Genomic DNA, 17,434 nt, shown 5'->3' on the forward strand with positions numbered 1-17,434 from the left:
TTTGCGCGAAGCACTCCGAACCCCGTGGGCCGGCGGGGCTCAGACCCCGGGCGCTACTTGGCCGCGCTCGTCCTCGGCAGCGCCTTCACCGCATTCAGCATCCGCTCCACATGCTTGTCCGGATTCAGGTTCTGGTAGTAGTAGGCGACCTTGCCGTTCGGCGCGATCACGTACGACAGGCGGTTGGCGAAGTCGGGGCGGGTCTGCATCAGGGCGTCGAAGCCCTGGATCACGGTCTTTCCTTCGTCGGAGGCGACCGGGAAGCGGCTCTGGCATGACTTGACCGAAAACTTCGACAGGGTACCTATGTCGTCGGCCGAAACGCCGATGACGCTGGCGCCCAGCGCGGTGAACTGGTCGATGGCCTCGGCGAAGGCGTGGGCTTCGATGGAGCAGTCGCTGGAGTCGGCCGCAGGGAAGAAATACACCACCACCGGGCCCTTGGCCAGCGCTTCGGCCAGCGAGTAACGGAAAGTCTTGCCGCCGAGGGCGGCGTTGGCGGTGAACTTGGGAACCGGGTCACCGATGTCGAGGGCGGCCCAGGTGGTATTCGTAAGAGCCGCAAAAAAGGCGAGGCAGGCGATGCGGTGGGGGAGTGAACGGGCCATGATGTAACTCCGCAGCGGTGTGGATCGAATTCTAGGCCGGAGCTTTCCCGGAAAGGAGGCGAAAAGCGCCTTGAAACCGGTGCGGACCGGCCGGCGTACTGCAGGAACACAAGGACAGAAAACCACAAGAACACGAACTCATGGAAAGACGATCATGAACGCCTGGCTCCCATCATTTCTGCGCATGGCGCTTGCGGGTGTCCTGATTGCGGCGCTCGGCGCCTGCGGCTCGCTGCCGCCCGCGCGCGAACGGCCCGCCGAATTCGCCGCGTCCGCCGATCCCTCGACCACGCTCGCCAGGATTGCTGCTGCTTCCACGCCCCCCGACGAGCATTCCGGCTTCCGGCTGATGCCGCTGGGCGTGTATTCGCTCGACGCGCGCATCCAGCTCGCCCAGCGGGCGCAGCGCTCGCTGGTGGTGCAGTACTACCAGCTCGAGAACGACCCGGTCGGCCGCCTGCTGCTGCGCACGCTGCGCGAGGCGGCGATGCGCGGCGTGAAGGTGCGGGTGCTGGTGGACGACCTGTACACCGTGAAGAGCCAGCAGCTGCTGCTGGCGCTGTCGGAGACGCCCAACGTGGACGTGCGCCTGTTCAACCCGTTCTGCTGCGGGCGCAACGGCTTCCTGTCGCGCTTCGCGGCCTCGCCGTGGGAGATTTCGCGGCTCAACCACCGCATGCACAACAAGCTCTTCATCGCCGACGGCGTGATGGCGGTGGTAGGCGGGCGCAATATCTCCGAGGAGTATTTCGTGCTGAACGAGGCGCAGAACTTCATCGACATGGACGCGCTGGTGGTCGGCAAGGTGGTGCCGCAGCTCGAGTCGATCTTCGACGCCTACTGGAACAGCGAGCAGGTCTGGCCCATCGCCGACATCGTGACGGGCGAGGGCGGCCGCAAGCCCACCGGCGCCGATTTCGACAGCTGGGTGGGCATGGCCGCGCCGCCGCCGAAGGTGGTGCTGCCGCCGTCGGACATCCTCGGCTACGGCCCTATTTCCGAGGAGCTCGACGCCGGGCGCATGGGGCTGCTGTGGGGCGAGGCCCGCGCGGTCGCCGATCCGCCCACCAAGCCGAAGACGATGACCGCCGAGGAGGCCATCTCCACCAGCGTCACGATGCAGGTCTGGGGCCTGTTGATGGATGCCAGGACGGAGGTCGACCTGACCTCGCCCTACCTCGTGCCGGGCGAGCGCGGCATGGAGGCATTCCAGGATCTGGCCCGGCGCAAGGTCAAGCTCACGCTGCTGACCAACTCGCTGGCCGCCAACGACGAGCCGCTGGTGCACACCGGCTACGCGCGCTATCGCGAGAAGCTGTTGAAAAGCGGCGCCGACCTGTACGAACTGAGCCCGCAGCGCACCACCGCGGGCGAGCGCTTCGGCATGTTCGGCAAGTCGCTCGGACGGCTGCATGCGAAGACCGCCGCCATAGACAAGAGGCGCATCTTCATCGGCTCGATGAACCTCGACCCGCGCTCGGCCAGCCAGAACACCGAGATGGGCGTGGTGGTCGACAGCCCGCAACTGGCGCGCGAGATGCTGCGCGTGATCAACATCAGCAAGCTGCAGAACTCCTACCGGCTGCGGCTGGCCAAGGACACCGGCACGCTGGAGTGGCTCACCAACGATGGCGAGAAGGAGATGATCCTGACCACGGAACCGGAGTCCGGCTTCTTCAAGCGCTTCTACAACATGCTCATCGCGCCGATCGTTCCCGAAATGCTGTTGTAGCCTCGGGGGATGGCGCAGACCTTCACCTCGTTGTCCGCCCCGCAGGTCATGCTGTGGGGGCTGCTTTTCTTCGGCGGCATCTATCTCTGCTTCGGCGCCGCCACCTGGCTGCTGACGAAGCGCGTGCTGCCGGCGCTGGGCATCGGGCGGGTGCTCGATCCGCGGCCGCTGCAGCCGGGACAGCTGCGGCGCGAGCTGACGCAGTCGGGCCTGTCGGTGCTGATCTTCGGGCTGGGCATGGTGTTTCCGTGGGGGCTGCTGCAGCTGGGCTGGGCGCGGCTCGATCCCGATGCGGGGTGGCGGCAGATCGCGGTGGAAATCTTCGTGCTCGCGATCTGGAACGACGTGCACTTCTGGATCAACCACAGGCTGCTGCACACTCGCTGGCTGCGGCGCTTCCATGGGCCGCACCACCGCTCGTTCGTGACCACGCCCTGGTCGACCTACAGCTTCCATCCCGTCGAGGCGCTGATGCTGGGCAACGTGATCCTGCTGCCGATGGTGATGCACGACTTCAGCTTCTGGTCGCTGGCGGCGGTGCCGGTGTTCAGCCTGTTCTTCAACTGCGTCGGGCATTCGAACTACGACTTCTTCACGGGCGTCTCGTACAGCCACTGGTTCGCGGCGAGCCGCCGCCACCATCTGCACCACGCGGTGCACAACGGCAACTACGGATTCCAGTTCACCTTCATGGACTGGCTGTTCGGCACGCGCGTGGCGGCCGACGCAGCCGAACCGGTTCTGCAGGCTTTCCGCAAGAAGCATGGCGCAACCACGGCTTGAGGTGAGCCGCCGCGTGCCGAGCTTGCGTCACTGGCGCGACTGGCAGAGCCTCGCCTATCTCGCCGCCTTGCCCGCGCTGGCGGTGTGGCAGTGGGTCCGTGGCTTCGACGTGGTGCTGTACGGGTTGATGCTTTTCCTGACGCTGGGCGTCGGCGTGATCCACCACAACCACGTGCACCTGCGCATGTGGCGCAGCCGGCGCATGAACCGGTTGACGGATTTCTGGATCACGCTGCTGCAGGGCCATCCGACCTTCGTGTTCTGGCCCGCGCATGTGGCCAACCATCACCGCCATCGCCATGGCCCGAAGGACGTGGCGCGCACCTACCGCTTCGGCGGCGACACCAATCACCTGTGGGGCTACCTGCTGCACCCGTTCCAGGCCGTCTGGGTGCTGATGCCGCTTTTCTTCGCATGGCTGGCCCGGCTGCGGCGCCACCAGCGTGGCGCCTGGCGCTACTGCATGGCGCAGTACGCGGTGTGGCTGGCGAGCTGGGCGGTGCTGCTGGCGATCGACTGGCGCAAGGCGCTGCTCTTCGTCATCGTGCCGCAGTTGCACGGCCTGCATTGGCTCTTGGCCACCAACTACCTGCAGCACGCGCACGCCGACGGCCGCAAACCCGTGCGGAGGGAGACGTCGGGGGCACCGCGCGATACCGCGGGTAGCCGCCTGAACTACGCACGCAATTTCGAAGGGCTGGTGAACCCGTTGCTGTTCAACATCGGCCTGCACACCGCACACCACGAGAACCCGCATGCCCACTGGTCCGAGCTCACCCGCCTGCATCGCACGCGCTACCGCGCGCAGGTGGACCCTGTGCTCAACGAGGGCGGGCTGGTGCCGTACATGGTGCGCGTTTTCGTGCTGGGGGCCGTGTGGCCGCGTTTTCGCAGCCGCCCGCTGATGCCCCGCGATCCATCAACTCTCTGAACCATGCCTGTCTCATTCCAACGCGTGTACCTCGAAAGCGCCGGCTATTTCATGCCGGGCGAGCCCGTTTCCAACGACCACATGGACGCGTACATCGCGCCGCTCAACCGCATGTCGGAGCGCATCAAGCGGCGCATCCTGGCGGAGAACGGCATCCTCACGCGGCACTACGCCATCGACGCCGAGGGCATGACCCGGCATACCAACGCGCAGATGGCGGCCGGCGCGATCCGCGACTGCCTGCAGCGCGGCGGCGCCGAGCTCTCGCGGGTGTCGCTGCTGGCCAGCGGCTCCTCGGGCGGCGACACGCTGATGCCGGGTTTCGCCAACATGATCCAGGGCGAACTGGCGGCGCAACCGATGGAGACGCACTCGGTGCACGGCATTTGCGCGGCGGGCGTGTCGGCGATCCAGACCGCCGCGCAGGGCATCGAGCTGGGCGCGCACCGCTCGGCGATGGCGGTGGCCAGCGAGATGCCGTCACGCCTTTTCAAGCGTTCGCGCTTCGCGGCGCGCGGCTACGAGACCGACTTCGACTCGCACTTCCTGCGCTGGATGCTGTCCGATGGAGCAGGAGCCCTGCTCCTGTCCGACCGCGCATCGGCCCTGGCCGGCTCGCCGGGCCTGCGGCTTAAGCTGAAGTGGGTGCACCAGCGCGCCTTTTCGGGCGATTACCCGGTCTGCATGCAACTGGGGCTGACCGAGGATCGGGCGCGCGGCCATCTGGACTTCGGCTCCTGGGCCGAGGCCGAGGCGGCGGGTGCGCTGTCGCTGAGGCAGGACATCCGGCTGCTGCCGCACCTGTTCGACATCGGCATCCATGAATACGCGGGGCTGGTACGCGACGGCTGGGTCGATCCGAAGCGGGTCGACCACTTCCTGTGCCACTACTCGTCGGAGAAGTTCATCCCGGTGGTCGAGGACCTGATGGCCAAGGCCGACCTGTCGATCCCGCGCGAACGCTGGTGGAGCAACCTCGCGTGGCGCGGCAACACGGGGGCGGCGTCGATCCTCGTGATGCTGGCCGAATTCCTGCACACCAAGGCGCTGAAACCGGGCGAGCAGATCTTCTGCTACGTGCCGGAGTCCGGGCGCTTCATGGCGGCGTACATGCTGTGGGAAGTAGAGGCCGTCGATGCGGCGCCCGTCGCGGTGGCGCCACGCGCCGCGGCCGTGCCGGATGACGACCTCCTGATCGCGCCCCCGCACGATCCCGCCGCCGCGCCCGAAGGGCTGGGCGCGCTGCTGACCGAGCTGGCCGCCATCTGGCACGACTACCGTTCGCGCGTGTGGCGCACGCCGCTCATCCGCCAGATCCGCGAGCGCCGCTTTGCCGTGCCCGACTACCTGAACTGGATGGAGCAGTGGGTGCCCCAGGTGCGCGAGGGCAGCAAGTGGATGCGCGAAGGCGCAGCCTCGCTGAGCGAGCCGTACCAGGTGCTGGCCTCGCTGATCGGCGTGCACGCGGGCGAGGAGCAGAACGACTTCAACATCCTCTTCAGCGACTACCGAAAGGCCGGCGGTACGGTCGAGAACATCGAGGAGCTGCGCCGCAACCCCGGCGGCGAGGCGCTCAACGCCTACCTGCACAGCCTGGCCGCCACGCGCGACCCGATCGGGCTGCTGGGCGCGATCTACATCATCGAGGGCACGGGCCAGCGCATCGTGCCGGCGCTGCTGCCGCTGCTCAAGGCGAACCTGAAGCTGCCGCCGGATGCCTTCCGCTTCCTGGAGTACCACGGCCACAACGACGAGAACCACCTCAGCCGCTGGCTCACGGCGGTGGAGATGGTGATGGCGGTGGAAGGGCAGTCGCGCGCCGCCAGCCAGATCGTCGAGACGGCGCGCCACACGGCCGCGCTGTACCTGATGCAGTTCCAACACATCACGCAGCGGATGCCCCATGGATCGAACGCCTGAATTCCTGAAGCAAGCCCACGACGAGCGCGACCCCAGCCCCTGGCTGGCGCTGTACCTCGACCAGAGCACGCCGCTGCCGGACGACGTCAAGTCGGCCTGGCTGGCCGATTCGAGCTCGGGCTCGCGGCAGTACCTGCTGCCGTTCCTGCGGCCGATCGCGCGGCTGACGATCATCCTGATCCAGATCGCCAAGGTGTTCGTGCCGCGCAACTGGTCGCATTCGATCCTGCTGCACCGGCTGCTGGCCTGGGGGCTGAAGCGCTTCGTGTCGCCGGAAGCCAACTGGCTGATCCTGCGGCACTTTCACCTGGGCTCGCAGATCCTGGCCTTCATTGGGCGAAATTCGCCGGCGCCCGTGGCCACCAATCCGCTGGAGCCGGCCGACATCGACGCGCTGAAGGACGAGATGTTCCTGAAGCACGACCTGAACCTCTTCAACTTCGTGATCAGGCTGAACACAGCGCTGCGCGAGAGGGGGCTGGCGCTGTGCAAGGCGGAAAAGGTCGATTTCTCGATGATCAGGGAGCCGGGGCTGCGGCTGGAGGACATGCCGCAGGGCAGGCTCAACTTTCTGGACCTGCAAAGCGCCATCGAGCTTTTCACGCCGCTGTACCAGCTGATGCTCACGGACAACGATTTCTGGCGCGCGGCCAATTCCCTGCAACTGGACGAGACCATCGGCATCTACGCGGCGACCATCCTGAACGCTCCGGAGCACCTGATCCTGGTCAACAACAAGCACCCGCTGGTGCCGCTGTCGACCCTGCGGGCGGGGCACCGGCTGGTGATCCACGGGCTGTCCACCGAAATGCTCCACAGCCTGCTTCAGCGGATGCAGGTGGCTCAGCAGAAGGCCGGAAAGGACGAAACTGCCGGCCAGCCGGAGACAACCCTGTACGAGCAGCCACTTGCATAGGCGTATGCTGCCCCCAGATGCCGATCATGAACACGACCGATAATCCGTCTTCCAAGGCCGATCTGGCGGTGACCCATGTTTTGGCGCAACTGCTGGAAAAGCTCGAGCACAGCCCTGTACCCGTGGGTGCAGAGCAGTACCGCTCCGTGGTCGAACACCTCGTGCACGAGTTCGAGGACATAGGGCAGGGGGCCGAACTCGGTCGCCTGCTCGATGCGTATCCGGCCGCGGCAGAGGTGTACGAGAACCTCAACTACCAGCACGCCGGGCTTTGCCGCTCGGCGTTGGACGCTTCCCTGGCGGCCGAAATCAGCGCCCGGGAAGCCATTGCACGCGCGATGCGCCGTGCAGAACCGAACAGCAAGGATCAAATGCATGGCGAAGGGTGAAGTGAAGACGGCAGTGGTGGCGGATGGCCTGCGCTACAAGTCGAAGGCGCCGGGGTCGCCATTTCGCGCCTCGGCCTCCTTCAGCGGGGCGACCATGTCGTGCTTCATGTGCGGCAAGCACCGGGTGCGCTCGCAACTGCGCACCCGTCAGGTGCTGGGCAAGTCGCAGACCGTCTGCGCGCCTTCCTGCAAAGCGCTCGACGAAGCCCTGGAGTAAGGGCGTCCTGCCTCTGGTGCGGGCTGGCTGCTACCACATCGGAGAGGCATTTTGGAGACATTTCCTCGTGCATAAGTCACGGATTGGCCTTCCACATTCCCGGTAATCGCTATACAGTTGGACACAAATGATGCATGTAATTGCATGTAATCAAAGGTTCTACTAGTAGCTGATTTCCAATGAATTGCTGCCACGCTGTCCACACCCAATGCGGGACATGGAATTCGACCTTTCCAGAAGGGTTCCGCCATGGCTAAGTCGCGTCACGTGATCATGCAGGTGGTCAAGCGCTCCTCCGGCAGCGCCACGCACCACGTCGAATTCCTGATGGACGACACCTTTGCCGAGCGCCTGCGCCAGCTGCGCTCGCTGGTGCCTCCCTTGGGCAGCCTCAACAAGCAGCGCGACCTGGTCATAGACAAGGTGCGCGTGCGCCTGCCCAACGCCATCTGGCGCTCGGGCAACGAGATCGAGATGGACGGCGGCGTGGACGGCTCCTGCATCGTCATCGCCGCCGAAGGCTCGTTCAACTGCGGCGGCAAGGACCGCAAGACGCGCGAGAAGCTCGTGACGTACAACTTCTCGATCGCCCGCCTGGTCGAACTGCACGCCGAGCGCCCGGAAGGCGAGACCCTCTACATCCGTGACGGCGTGTTCGCCAACGACGAGCCAGCCGACTCCCCGGCCGGCCGCTGGGTCGCGTCGATGCACGAGCTGGAAGTGGTGATGCGCGTGCCGGATGCCCCGTCCGACTTCGACACCCTGCACGACCTGCAGATGCGCCCCGAGCACCAGCAGGCCGGCGGCAACACGACGACCCGCGCCACCTTCTTCTGAGCGATTGGGCGCGGTCCGGCGCCGTCAGCGCGCCGCCGCCGCCTCGGGTGCCGCGCCCACCGGCGTGTACTGCGCCCGGTTGTCCGCGAGCCAGCGCGTCGAAAGGCTGCTGTCCTGCTGCATCGGATGGAAATCCGGGCGCAAGTAGCTGCGCCAGCCGGCGAGATTGCCGCGCAGCAGGCCATCACGGCTCAGCAGGATGCGCGCGGCGCTTTTCCAGGTCGACCATTTCCACAGCTGCTTTTCCTGGCGCAGGTTGTCGATGGTCTGGCGCATCAGGTCGCCCAAAAACATCATCGTGACGCGGCGGAACCAGCGCGTGCGCCATTCGTCGGAGCCGCCCGCGGCCCTGTAGATGTCGAAGGCCACGCTCTTGTGTTCGAGTTCCTCCGCGCTGTGCCACAGCCACATGGTGCGCAGCCGGGGTTCGGCACCGTCGAGGACGGCGGGGTGCGCCAGCAGCCACTCGGCGAACATGGCCGTGAAATGCTCGGTGGCTGCAGTCACAGCCAGCGCGTGGCGCGGATCGGCGCCTTCCATCAGCTCCATGCGCTTGCTGGCGCGGGCGGTCCAGCGGTCGACCAGCCCCTGCTTCTCGAGATGGTTGTTGAACAGCGAATGGATGCGCCGATGCGTGGCTTCCTGCCCGATGAAGCCGCGCACGTCGGCCTTGTGCTGCTCCTGGACCTCGGGCGGCAGCGTGGCGACGGCATCGCGCACCGCGTCGATGAAGAACTGCTCGCCGAAGGGAAAGCTCATCGACAGGGCGTTGAAGAAGGCGGTCGAGAATGCGTCGCCACCGCACCAGTCGCGGGCGAAGGGCGGTTGCAGGTCGATCAGAAGGCGGCGTACGACAAGATCGGTCATGAGAACAAGCCTCGGAAAAAGCACTGATTGCGTGGAGCTGGAATGCTGGTACATCTGCGTACCGCATGCTGCCATGTTGCAATTGTGAATTGGTACTGTCAAGTACCCGTGCGTAGGAAAATGTGTCGTCCATGAGCGAAACCATCGAAAAAGCAGCGCCCTCCAAGTCTGGCGACGGCCCCGGAAGCGAGCACTACGCGCGCCTGTTGCAGGGCATGGCGCATGCCGTGGCGGCCAAGGGCTACGCCGAGACCACCATCGCCGACATCGTGCGCGAGGCCGCGGTGTCGCGCCGCACTTTCTACGAGCACTTCAGCACCAAGACCGAATGCCTGATCGCGCTCTATGAAGCCGCCAGCCGGCTCGCGCTGCAGGCGGTGAGTGAGGCCTTCGATCCGGCGCAGCCCTGGCATGCGCAGGTCGAGCAGGCCATGACGGCGTATTTCGACTATCTCGCCCAGGACCCGGTACTGCTGCGCACGCTCTTCGTCGAGATCCTCGGACTCGGTCTTCCCGGTCTCGCGGTGCGCCGCAGGGTGAACGATGAAATCGCCAACTTCATCCAGGCCGCCATCAACAGCAGCGGCAACGGCGACGCGGAAGGCCCCGCCGTGCATCTCACGAACCAGATGGCGATGACGGTGGTGGGCGGCATCAACGAACTGGTGCTGCAGGCCATCGAGCAGAACCGCGCAGGCGACCTGCGCGAGCTGGTGGAGCCCGCCACGCGGCTGGTGCGCGCCGTGGCCGCAGAGAGCCGGCGCTAGGTCGGCTTCGCCGGCACCGTGGCCACGAGGCGGAGCACCAGCAGCCCCGCCAGCGTCAGCGACAGCAGCACGCCCAGATAGGGCAGCACGTCATGCAGCGGCGCGCCCATCTGGTTGAGCCGCAGCGAGGCCTGGATGCCCGTCGTGCTCGGAAAGAGCCAGCGCAGAGCCTGCAGCGGCTCCGGCAGGGCCTCCACGGGCCACGAGAACCCCGAGAGAAATGCCATCGGCAGCGCGGTGAACAGCAGCACTTGCAGGGCCCGCTCGCGATCGCGGAACCAGCAGCCCAGCAGCAGCCCCACCGTGCAGATCGCCGGCACATAGAACGCCAGCAGCACCAGCGCCCCCAGGGGATTGCCGCCGCGCGGGTAGTCCTGGAGGAAGAACACCCAGCCGAAGTAGAAGATCCCGCTCAGGAAGCCGAAGCCCGAGAGCGTCCCCAGCCGCCCCAGCCAGGCGCCCATCGACGCGCGCAGCCGCCCGGCCTCGGCCCAGGTGCCGGCCAGCATCGCCACGCCCATGAGCAGCGTCTGCTGCAATATCAGCAAGGCGACCGCCGGCACCACGTAGCTGCCGTAGCCCTCGGTGGGGTTGAACAGCGCGACCAGCTGTGTGTTGAGCGGACTGCGGCTGCGTGCCGCCTGCACCGCGCTCTGGCCGCCGGCCTGCAGCTTGCGGATCTCCACCCCGGCCGAGACCGTTCCCACGGCCTCCGAGAAGCCGTACAGCACCGCCTTGTTCAGCAGCGCATAGGCGCCGTTGCCCTCGATGGTGACCACCGCCGAGGTCCCGCGCAGCACGTTGCGCTTCAGGTCGGCCGGCAGCAGCGCATAGCCCTCGATCTCGCCGCGCCACAGCGCCTGCTGCGCCTCGCCCACGTCGCCCGTGACCATGCGCACGTCCAGCCTCGGATTGGCCAGCGCGAAGCGCGCGATCTGCCGCGAGAGGCCGGTGTGGTCCTGGTCGACCACCGCCACCGGCACACGCGTCACCGCCTGCGTGCCGTAGGGCCACGGATAGAAGAAACCGTAGATGACGGGCGCGAGCAGCATGATCAGCAGCACACCTTTGTCGCGCAGCACCGCGAGCGCCGTCTCGCGCCATGCGGAGCCGAAGCGAAGGGCTTCGTCAGCCATCAGCGTCCTCCCCAGCTTTCGGGCGCCTTGGCCGCCTTCACCAGCGCCCCGGCGCATGCGGCCATCAGCACGCCCGTGCCCACCACCATCCACAGCGGCGTGGCCACCGAGTACGCCACCGGCGCGCCCATCTGCAGCTGCTCCATCTGCACGCGGATGTAGTGCGTGTAGGGCAGCAGCTTGGCCCAGGCCTGCGCCAGCAGCGGCATCGCGACCAGCGGAAAGCCGACACCGCCGAACGCGAAGGCCGGCGCCGTGATGAAACCCGTGGCCGACAGGGCGGTACGCAGCGAGCGCGTGAGTGCCGCCACGAAAGCTCCCAGCGCGATCGACAGCGCCAGGAAAACCAGCAGCGCAAAGAGCGTCCACCCGAGCGAGCCGGCCGGGTGCCAGCCCCGGCCCGCGGTGATCCACAGCGTCGCCGCCAGCGCCACCACCGACAGGCTCGCGAACGCCAGTGCCAGCTTGCCCGCCAGCGCGGCCAGCGCCTCGTGCCAGCGGGGAGAGGCGCCCAGCCATTCGCCGATGCTGCGGTCGCGCAGCTCGCGGCCCACCGCCCAGGCTCCGGCCGTCATCGCGAGGATGTGCAGCAGCGCCGGAATCAGCGCGGCCCCGAGGAACTGCTCGTAGTCGGTCGACGTGTTGAAGAGCGCCACCATGCTGGCCTTGATCGGCTCCATGCTCACGCGCGCCGCCTTCATCGACTCGCCGCGCTTGCTGCGCACCGTGAGCTCGACCCCGCCCGATACGGTGCCCACAGCGGTGCGCACGTCGCGCTGGATCAGGCTCGAGTGCGTGCCGAGCTGTGCGTTGTGCAGCAGCACGATCTGCCCGACGCGGCCCTGCTTCACGTCGCGGCTCAGCTCGCGCGGCAGTTGCACCGCCGCGTCGACGTCGCCGCTTGTGAGCGCGCGCGCCATCTCGGCTTCGTCGCTGTAGCGCTGCGCCACGCGCAGGCCGGGCGTGGCATCGAGAAAGCGCACCACCTGCCGCGAGAGCGAGGAGTGGTCCTGGTCGAGCACGCCGATCGGCAGCCGCTCGGGCAGGCCGGCCGAGAAGATCCACCAGATCAGGAACACCGCCAGCAGCGGCACCCACGAGATCATCGCGAGGTCCCACGGCCGCGTGCGCAGCAGCGCGAACTCGCGCCTTGCGCTGGCGGTGGAGAAGCCGCGGAGGCTCATCGCGGATGGTCTCAGTCGACCAGCACGCTCATGCCGGGCCGCGCGCCTTCGATTGGCTTGAGCGGACGTGCCCGGACCTCGAAGGTGCGCACGTCGAAGCCGGTGCCGCCGCGAGTGGCTCGCCACGTCGCGAAGTCGGGCAGCACGGCGCTGTAGTAGACCTTGAAGCGGACGGTGCGCTTGCCTTCGGGCAGCGCGGGCAGCGCGGGCAGATGGGCGTCGAACTCGTTGCCGAGCGCGAAGCGGGAGAGCCGGTCTTCGCGCACGTTCAGCACCACCCACTGGTCGCTCAGGTCGACCACCGTGACCACCGCCACGCCCTGCGGCGAGAGCTCGCCGACCTTCGCCAGCACCTTGGCCACTTCGCCGCCGACCGGGCTGCGCAGCTCGGTCTCGGCCTTGGCGGCTTCGGCCTCGGCCACCACGCCGGCAACCTGGCGGGCCTGCGCGCTGGCTGCCGCCTTGTCCTCGGGGCGGGCGCCGGTGCGGGCCATGTCGTACTGCGCCTTGGCCGCGATGGCGGCGTCGCGCGAGGCTTTCCAGTTGGCTTCTGCTTCGTCGCGCTTCTGGTCGGCCACCAGGCCCTCGCGCGCCAGTCCGTCGACACGGCGGAACGAGGTCTGCGCGAGCTGGGCCGCGGTTTCGGCGCGCTGCCACTGCATGCGCGCCATTTCCACCTCCTGCGGGCGGGCGCCGTTCTGCGCCTTCTCGGCGACGGCCTGCGCGGCCTGCTCGGCGGCGGTGGCCTGTGCGAGCTTGGCGCGGACCTCGGGGCTGTCCATGCGCACCAGCACCGTGCCGGCCTGGATGCGGTCGCCTTCCTTCACTGGTACCTCGGCGATGCGCGCCGTCACCTTGCCGGCGACGTCGGTCTCGCGCGCTTCCATCTGGCCCTGGAACACCTCGGGCGCCGGGCGCGAGGCGCGCCAGAAGCCCCAGGCGAGCAGCGCCAGCACGAGCAGGGCGGCGAATATCGCGATCAGTTTTCGGGTCTTGGCACTCATCATCAATTCACCTTCACGTCGGCACGCGCGATGTAGTCGGAAAACTTCTCGGAAAGCCCCGCGCTCTCGAGCAACTGCGCGAGCGCCTGCACGTAGTCGTTGGCGGCCTGCGCGCGTTCGGTCAGCACCTTCGCCTGGTTGGTCTCGGCGTCGATCAGGTCGAGCGTCGTGCTCGTGCCTTCGCGCAGGCCGGCGGTGCGCAGCTTCACGACCTCCTGGGCCAGCTCGACCGAGGCCTTCATCTCCAGGTACTGGCGCCGCGCGTTCTCCAGCGCGCGCCAGTTGCGCTCGACCAGCAGCGAGATGTCGCTGCGCGCCTGCGCATCGGTGCGCTCGGCCTGCTCGACCTGCTTGAGCGAGGCGGCGGAGAGCTTGTCGCGGTCGACCGAGTCGTAAAGCGTCCAGCGCACGCCGACGCCGGCCACCCAGTCGGCGTTGCCGCTCTTGAGCTCGCGCGTGCCGAAGGCGATCACCTGCGGCCTGCGCAGCGCCTCTTCGCCTTCGTGCAGCTGCTCGGCCTGCGATTTCCTGGCCGCGACCTTGTCCAGGCCCGGGTGCCGCGTGAGCGCCGAGTCGATGAAGTAGTTCAGCGGCTCGATCGGCGTGCTGATGAGAAAGAGCGGCGTCTGCGGTGCCACGCTGCCGTCGGCGCGCACCGTGCGGGCCAGCGCCACCGAGGCGAGCGCCGCGTCGTTCTCGGCCTTGCGCGCGTTGCGGCGGGCTTCTTCATATGCGGCGCTGGCCTGCAGCCGCTCGACGCGCGAGATCACGCCGGCCGCGAGCATCTTCTGCGCCGCCGAGTCGTGCTGTGCGATGGTGCGCTCGGCCTGCAGGCGCAGGGCGGCAGCGCGACGGGCGAGCTGCGCGCCGAAGTAGCGCTGCACGAGCAGGGTGTCGACCTCGTGGCCGGCCTGTTCGGCGTCGGCCTGCGCCTCGCGCGTCTGGGCCGAGACGAAGCCGCGCACCGCGTCGGTCGCGCCGCCCACGTAGAGCGGCCACACGGCCGAGATCGACGCGTTGGCGCCGGTGTCGTGGCGGTTGAGCGTGTAGCTGTTGGGCAGCTGCGGAATCGGCACGCGCGCGATCACGCTCTGGATGGAAGTCGGCAGCGAGGAGCCGAGTTGCCCAAGCCGCTGGTTGAGCGGATCGAGGTCGAGGTTCAGGTTCGCGTTGTAGGCATAGGCCAGCCCCGAGACGCTGATCGACGGGCCGCCCAGCCTCTTGAGGCCCTGGCTCTGCAGTTCCTTGGCGTCGACGGCCGCGCGCGCCGCGGCCAGCTTGTCGGAGCGGTCGAGCATGCGGGCGCGGGCCGCGTCGAAGCTCAGGGAAAGGCTGTCTTCGCCGGTCTGTGCGAACGCGGCGCCGCACAGCACGAGCAATGCCGGAAACAGGCTCAGCTTGATGGGGCTTGCGGCGTGGCAGGTTCGTGTCGTCATCGTTTCAGGTGGTCTTGCGCAGCAGGACGTCGAGTTCCTGCTGAAGGATCACGGGGAACGCGGCCTGCACCGCACCGGTGGCGAGCCCTCGGGCCTGTTCGAGCAACTGGGCAGTTCGCCCGGCCTCGATGGCGTCGCCGCTCAGCAGGTTGTCCGCCAGCGCGCGCAGCCAGTGGCGCGCCACGGTGCGCAGCGTGCGGACCATGGTTTCCTGCATGCTGATCGCAGCCTCCAGCGGCAGGCCGAGTGCGGCGAGTTGCTCGGCGATCTGGCCGAGCGCGGGGCTGAGCATCTGCACCTGGCCGTCGGGCAGCTCGCGCATGAGGCCGGCCTTGGTGGCGCGGGCGAGCAGGGCGGGTGTCATCTGGCCCTTCCATTTGGCGGCCAGCGCATCGGCCGAGACCACCACCGGCGTTTCCTCCGCGAAGAGGCTGCCCGAGACGGAGCGGGCCACGGCCACCAGGTCGCGCCAGGCCGAGGCCGGCGCGCGGCCGAAGATGCGGCGGATGGCTTCTATGCCGAAGCCCTGGTCGCGCAGTTCGCGGATCAGCGCGAGGCGTTGCGCGTGCTCGTCGCCGTACAGGCCGAGGCGGCCGCGCAGCCTGGGCGGCGGCAGCAGGCCGGCGGTGGTGTAGGCGCGGATGTTGCGCACCGTCACGCCGGTGCGCGTTGCCAGCTCCTCGACGGAGAGTTCCCGGGCGGCATCGGTGACGGCTGAGTTGTTCATGTGACGGGCTGAATGTTACATCATCGATGTCACATAGCCTTGCCTAGACCTGGATCGTCGGCTTGTAGTCCGCCGGCAGCACTTCGTTCCACTTGCCGAAGATGGCCATCAGCCCGACGGCCACCGCGCCCGACAGCAGCACCGCGCCGCAGGCATGCGCCCAGCCGTTGTCGAAGGCACCGAACATCACGGCGCGGAAGGCCTGCACCACCCAGCTGAAGGGCAGCCAGCCGTGCACGTCGCGGAAGAAGCCCGCCGAAAGCTCCACCGGCAGCACGCCGCCGCCGGCCGACAGCTGCAGCGTCAGCAGCAGCACGGTGAGGATGCGGCCGAAGTCGCCGAACACGTGAAGGATCGCGAACAGCACCACCAGGAACACCAGCGAGGCCAGCGCCATCGTCAACGCCAGGGCCGGAACGTCGGGGGCCTGCACCCGCAGCACGCCCACCAGCGTGGCCAGCACCAGCGCCACCTGCAGCAGCACGACCAGCGCCGGCATGGTGATCTTGCCAAGCGTCTTCGCGAGCTTCGGGTAGTGGCTGTGCTCAGACAGCACGATGCGGATGTTGAACAGGTAGCCCGCCATCACCGCGCCGATCCACAGCGCCACCGACACCATGTTGGGCACGAAGGCGCTGCCGTTGTTGGCCACCGGCGCCACCACTTCGACCTTGGGCTCGACCGAGTCGGCCAGCCCCGAGGCGCTGCCCTGGATGCGGGTGATCGAGGCGGGCAGGGCGGCCTCGATGGTGCGCACGCCGGTCGACAGGCGCTCCGCGCCCTGGGCGAGTTGCGCGCCGCCCTGCACGAATTCGTCGAGCTTCCGGTCGGGGGGCAGCTTGCCGGACATGGTGTGGATGCCGGCCGCAAGCGCCGTCATGCCGTCGGTGAGCTTGACCACGCCGCCGTCGAGGGCCGTTGCGCCGGTCGCGAGCTTGTGGTTGCCGTCCTGCGCCTTGGTCATGGCCGCCTGCGCCTGTTCGATGCCGCCGCGCAGCTTGTCGGCGCCGGTGGCGAGCTCGCCCGCGCCCTTGGCGATGCGATCGCCCACGAAGGGGATGTCGGCCGTGTCCTTCTGCAGTTTGCGCGCGCCGTCGCCGAGCTGGCCGGCGCCGCCTTCCAGCTGCTCCAGCCCGTCGCCGATCTGCGCGAGCCCGCTGCCGAGTTCGCGCTGGCCCGACGCAAGCTGCTGCGAGCCGGCCTTGAGCGCGCGCAGGTCGGCGTCGGCCGGCAGCTTCGATTCGATGGTGCGGATGCCGCCGTTGACCTGCTTGAACCCGCTGCCCAGCTGCTGAGCCGCCGCGCTGTACTGGGCCGCGCCGCTGGCCAGCGTCTGGCTGCCGTCGCGCAGCTCCAGCAGGGCCTGCTTGAGCTTGTCGAGCCGCGCCTGCGAGCCGGAGGCTGCGCTCAGCACCAGCCCCCAGCGCTGCTCATTGAGCATCTCGTTGACCTGGTGCCCCAGCTCGCCCGCGAAGCGCCGCGCCAGGCCGGCCGAGCTGTAGTTGTTGCCCTCGGAGGTGTAGACCACGATCTGCCCCGCGCCACGCTGCGTGCCGGGCACCGCGTTGGCGCTGAAGTCGGGCGGGATCAGCAGCGCGAAGGCCAGCGTACCGCGCCGTACCTCGGCGCGCGCGGCTTCGGTGTCGGTCATCGTGCGAAAGCCGAAGGCGCGCTTGTCGAGCAGGGTCTGCGTGAGCTCGTCGCCGACGTTGACCGTGCGCGACATGTAGGTCACGCCCTGGTCCTGGTTGACGATGGCGGCGGGCAGGTCGGCCGTATGGCCGGCCGGGTCCCACACGCTCGACAGATAGATCAGCGCATAGATCGCCGGCACCACGCCGACCGCCACCACGGCCAGCAGGATGCGTGGAAAGCGCCGCACGATCGCCAGCTCGGCCCGGGCGATGGCCCAGGTGCCGGCGAACAGTGCTTGGAGGTATCGCATGGGGCTAGGAGGCTACCAGCAGCGCCATGGCGGTG

The 17,434-nt window shown here is 68.1% G+C and carries 17 protein-coding genes; 9 read left to right on the forward strand and 8 right to left on the reverse strand.

Annotated features, from left to right (window positions below):
* Positions 1-53 precede the first annotated feature (53 nt).
* Positions 54-608, reverse strand: coding sequence for a peroxiredoxin (locus tag ABL844_RS14450; protein WP_126019095.1), 555 nt, complete (start codon positions 606-608; stop codon positions 54-56).
* 154 nt (positions 609-762) lie between these two features.
* Between ABL844_RS14450 and ABL844_RS14455 the strand changes: the two genes are divergently transcribed.
* The 8 genes from ABL844_RS14455 to ABL844_RS14490 all read left to right on the forward strand — a co-directional run bounded on the left by ABL844_RS14455 (position 763) and on the right by ABL844_RS14490 (position 8,333).
* Positions 763-2,340 carry a phospholipase D family protein gene (locus ABL844_RS14455; RefSeq protein ID WP_126019097.1) on the forward strand — a complete coding sequence of 526 codons (1,578 nt, stop codon included), beginning with the start codon at positions 763-765 and terminating at the stop codon, positions 2,338-2,340.
* A gap of 9 nt (positions 2,341-2,349) precedes the next feature.
* Entirely contained in the window at positions 2,350-3,123 is a 774-nt protein-coding gene (locus ABL844_RS14460; protein ID WP_418131699.1) for a sterol desaturase family protein, read from the forward strand.
* Positions 3,104-4,054: a fatty acid desaturase family protein gene (locus ABL844_RS14465; RefSeq protein WP_418131700.1), complete on the forward strand. Its 951-nt coding sequence runs from the start codon at positions 3,104-3,106 to the stop codon at positions 4,052-4,054. Before ABL844_RS14460 ends, ABL844_RS14465 begins: the two co-directional genes overlap by 20 nt.
* 3 nt (positions 4,055-4,057) lie before the next feature.
* Positions 4,058-5,974, forward strand: coding sequence for an iron-containing redox enzyme family protein (locus ABL844_RS14470; RefSeq protein ID WP_418131702.1), 1,917 nt, complete (start codon positions 4,058-4,060; stop codon positions 5,972-5,974).
* On the forward strand, positions 5,958-6,890 hold the full coding sequence (locus ABL844_RS14475) for a DUF6999 family protein (protein ID WP_418131704.1): 933 nt from the start codon (positions 5,958-5,960) through the stop codon (positions 6,888-6,890). Before ABL844_RS14470 ends, ABL844_RS14475 begins: the two co-directional genes overlap by 17 nt.
* A gap of 17 nt (positions 6,891-6,907) precedes the next feature.
* Positions 6,908-7,279 (forward strand): hypothetical protein, encoded by a 372-nt coding sequence (locus ABL844_RS14480; protein WP_126019109.1) that lies wholly within the window; start codon positions 6,908-6,910, stop codon positions 7,277-7,279.
* The gene (locus tag ABL844_RS14485; protein WP_019653008.1) at positions 7,266-7,496 is read left to right on the forward strand and encodes a hypothetical protein; all 231 of its coding nucleotides are present in this window, start codon (positions 7,266-7,268) and stop codon (positions 7,494-7,496) included. Before ABL844_RS14480 ends, ABL844_RS14485 begins: the two co-directional genes overlap by 14 nt.
* Positions 7,497-7,745: 249 nt before the next feature.
* Positions 7,746-8,333, forward strand: a complete 588-nt coding sequence (locus ABL844_RS14490; protein WP_184638407.1) for a hypothetical protein — start codon at positions 7,746-7,748, stop codon at positions 8,331-8,333.
* 24 nt (positions 8,334-8,357) lie between these two features.
* Here ABL844_RS14490 and ABL844_RS14495 read toward each other — a convergent pair whose 3' ends face one another.
* On the reverse strand, positions 8,358-9,200 hold the full coding sequence (locus tag ABL844_RS14495) for a metal-dependent hydrolase (RefSeq protein WP_126019114.1): 843 nt from the start codon (positions 9,198-9,200) through the stop codon (positions 8,358-8,360).
* A 131-nt stretch (positions 9,201-9,331) separates the two neighbouring features.
* On the opposite strand from ABL844_RS14495, the gene ABL844_RS14500 reads away from it, so the two are divergent.
* Entirely contained in the window at positions 9,332-9,967 is a 636-nt protein-coding gene (locus tag ABL844_RS14500; protein ID WP_184638402.1) for a TetR/AcrR family transcriptional regulator, read from the forward strand.
* On the opposite strand, the gene ABL844_RS14505 is transcribed toward ABL844_RS14500, so the two are convergent.
* Genes ABL844_RS14505 through ABL844_RS14530 form a run of 6 tightly spaced genes read right to left on the reverse strand, consistent with a single transcriptional unit; the run spans position 9,964 to position 17,399 of the window.
* The gene (locus ABL844_RS14505; protein ID WP_418131707.1) at positions 9,964-11,103 is read right to left on the reverse strand and encodes an ABC transporter permease; all 1,140 of its coding nucleotides are present in this window, start codon (positions 11,101-11,103) and stop codon (positions 9,964-9,966) included. The genes ABL844_RS14500 and ABL844_RS14505 overlap by 4 nt on opposite strands.
* Complete coding sequence (locus ABL844_RS14510) at positions 11,103-12,287, reverse strand: ABC transporter permease (protein WP_418131709.1); 1,185 nt, start codon at positions 12,285-12,287, stop codon at positions 11,103-11,105. The genes ABL844_RS14505 and ABL844_RS14510 overlap by 1 nt, the downstream gene beginning before the upstream one ends.
* Before the next feature lie 11 nt (positions 12,288-12,298).
* On the reverse strand, positions 12,299-13,294 hold the full coding sequence (locus tag ABL844_RS14515) for an HlyD family secretion protein (RefSeq protein WP_418131711.1): 996 nt from the start codon (positions 13,292-13,294) through the stop codon (positions 12,299-12,301).
* Positions 13,294-14,727, reverse strand: coding sequence for a TolC family protein (locus ABL844_RS14520; protein ID WP_418131712.1), 1,434 nt, complete (start codon positions 14,725-14,727; stop codon positions 13,294-13,296). Before ABL844_RS14520 ends, ABL844_RS14515 begins: the two co-directional genes overlap by 1 nt.
* 4 nt (positions 14,728-14,731) lie before the next feature.
* Positions 14,732-15,454 (reverse strand): MerR family transcriptional regulator, encoded by a 723-nt coding sequence (locus ABL844_RS14525; RefSeq protein ID WP_418131714.1) that lies wholly within the window; start codon positions 15,452-15,454, stop codon positions 14,732-14,734.
* 43 nt (positions 15,455-15,497) lie between these two features.
* A complete protein-coding gene (locus ABL844_RS14530; RefSeq protein ID WP_184638391.1) occupies positions 15,498-17,399 on the reverse strand; it encodes a YhgE/Pip domain-containing protein in 1,902 nt (633 codons plus the stop codon).
* Positions 17,400-17,434: the final 35 nt, after the last annotated feature.

The sequence above is a fragment of the Variovorax sp. 278MFTsu5.1 genome (assembly GCF_048305045.1).
Classification (GTDB): Bacteria; Pseudomonadota; Gammaproteobacteria; order Burkholderiales; family Burkholderiaceae_C; genus Variovorax; species Variovorax guangxiensis.

Excerpts from the sequence above, each read along its gene's own strand:
- ABL844_RS14470 (WP_418131702.1), top strand. The coding sequence starts at position 4,058 with ATGCCTGTCTCATTCCAACGCGTGTACCTCGAAAGCGCCGGCTATTTC.
- ABL844_RS14520 (WP_418131712.1), bottom strand. The coding sequence starts at position 14,727 with ATGACGACACGAACCTGCCACGCCGCAAGCCCCATCAAGCTGAGCCTG.
- ABL844_RS14515 (WP_418131711.1), bottom strand. The coding sequence starts at position 13,294 with ATGATGAGTGCCAAGACCCGAAAACTGATCGCGATATTCGCCGCCCTG.
- ABL844_RS14480 (WP_126019109.1), top strand. The coding sequence starts at position 6,908 with ATGCCGATCATGAACACGACCGATAATCCGTCTTCCAAGGCCGATCTG.
- ABL844_RS14490 (WP_184638407.1), top strand. The coding sequence starts at position 7,746 with ATGGCTAAGTCGCGTCACGTGATCATGCAGGTGGTCAAGCGCTCCTCC.
- ABL844_RS14455 (WP_126019097.1), top strand. The coding sequence starts at position 763 with ATGAACGCCTGGCTCCCATCATTTCTGCGCATGGCGCTTGCGGGTGTC.
- ABL844_RS14495 (WP_126019114.1), bottom strand. The coding sequence starts at position 9,200 with ATGACCGATCTTGTCGTACGCCGCCTTCTGATCGACCTGCAACCGCCC.
- ABL844_RS14500 (WP_184638402.1), top strand. The coding sequence starts at position 9,332 with ATGAGCGAAACCATCGAAAAAGCAGCGCCCTCCAAGTCTGGCGACGGC.
- ABL844_RS14465 (WP_418131700.1), top strand. The coding sequence starts at position 3,104 with ATGGCGCAACCACGGCTTGAGGTGAGCCGCCGCGTGCCGAGCTTGCGT.
- ABL844_RS14475 (WP_418131704.1), top strand. The coding sequence starts at position 5,958 with ATGGATCGAACGCCTGAATTCCTGAAGCAAGCCCACGACGAGCGCGAC.
- ABL844_RS14530 (WP_184638391.1), bottom strand. The coding sequence starts at position 17,399 with ATGCGATACCTCCAAGCACTGTTCGCCGGCACCTGGGCCATCGCCCGG.
- ABL844_RS14460 (WP_418131699.1), top strand. The coding sequence starts at position 2,350 with ATGGCGCAGACCTTCACCTCGTTGTCCGCCCCGCAGGTCATGCTGTGG.
- ABL844_RS14485 (WP_019653008.1), top strand. The coding sequence starts at position 7,266 with ATGGCGAAGGGTGAAGTGAAGACGGCAGTGGTGGCGGATGGCCTGCGC.
- ABL844_RS14450 (WP_126019095.1), bottom strand. The coding sequence starts at position 608 with ATGGCCCGTTCACTCCCCCACCGCATCGCCTGCCTCGCCTTTTTTGCG.
- ABL844_RS14525 (WP_418131714.1), bottom strand. The coding sequence starts at position 15,454 with ATGAACAACTCAGCCGTCACCGATGCCGCCCGGGAACTCTCCGTCGAG.
- ABL844_RS14505 (WP_418131707.1), bottom strand. The coding sequence starts at position 11,103 with ATGGCTGACGAAGCCCTTCGCTTCGGCTCCGCATGGCGCGAGACGGCG.
- ABL844_RS14510 (WP_418131709.1), bottom strand. The coding sequence starts at position 12,287 with ATGAGCCTCCGCGGCTTCTCCACCGCCAGCGCAAGGCGCGAGTTCGCG.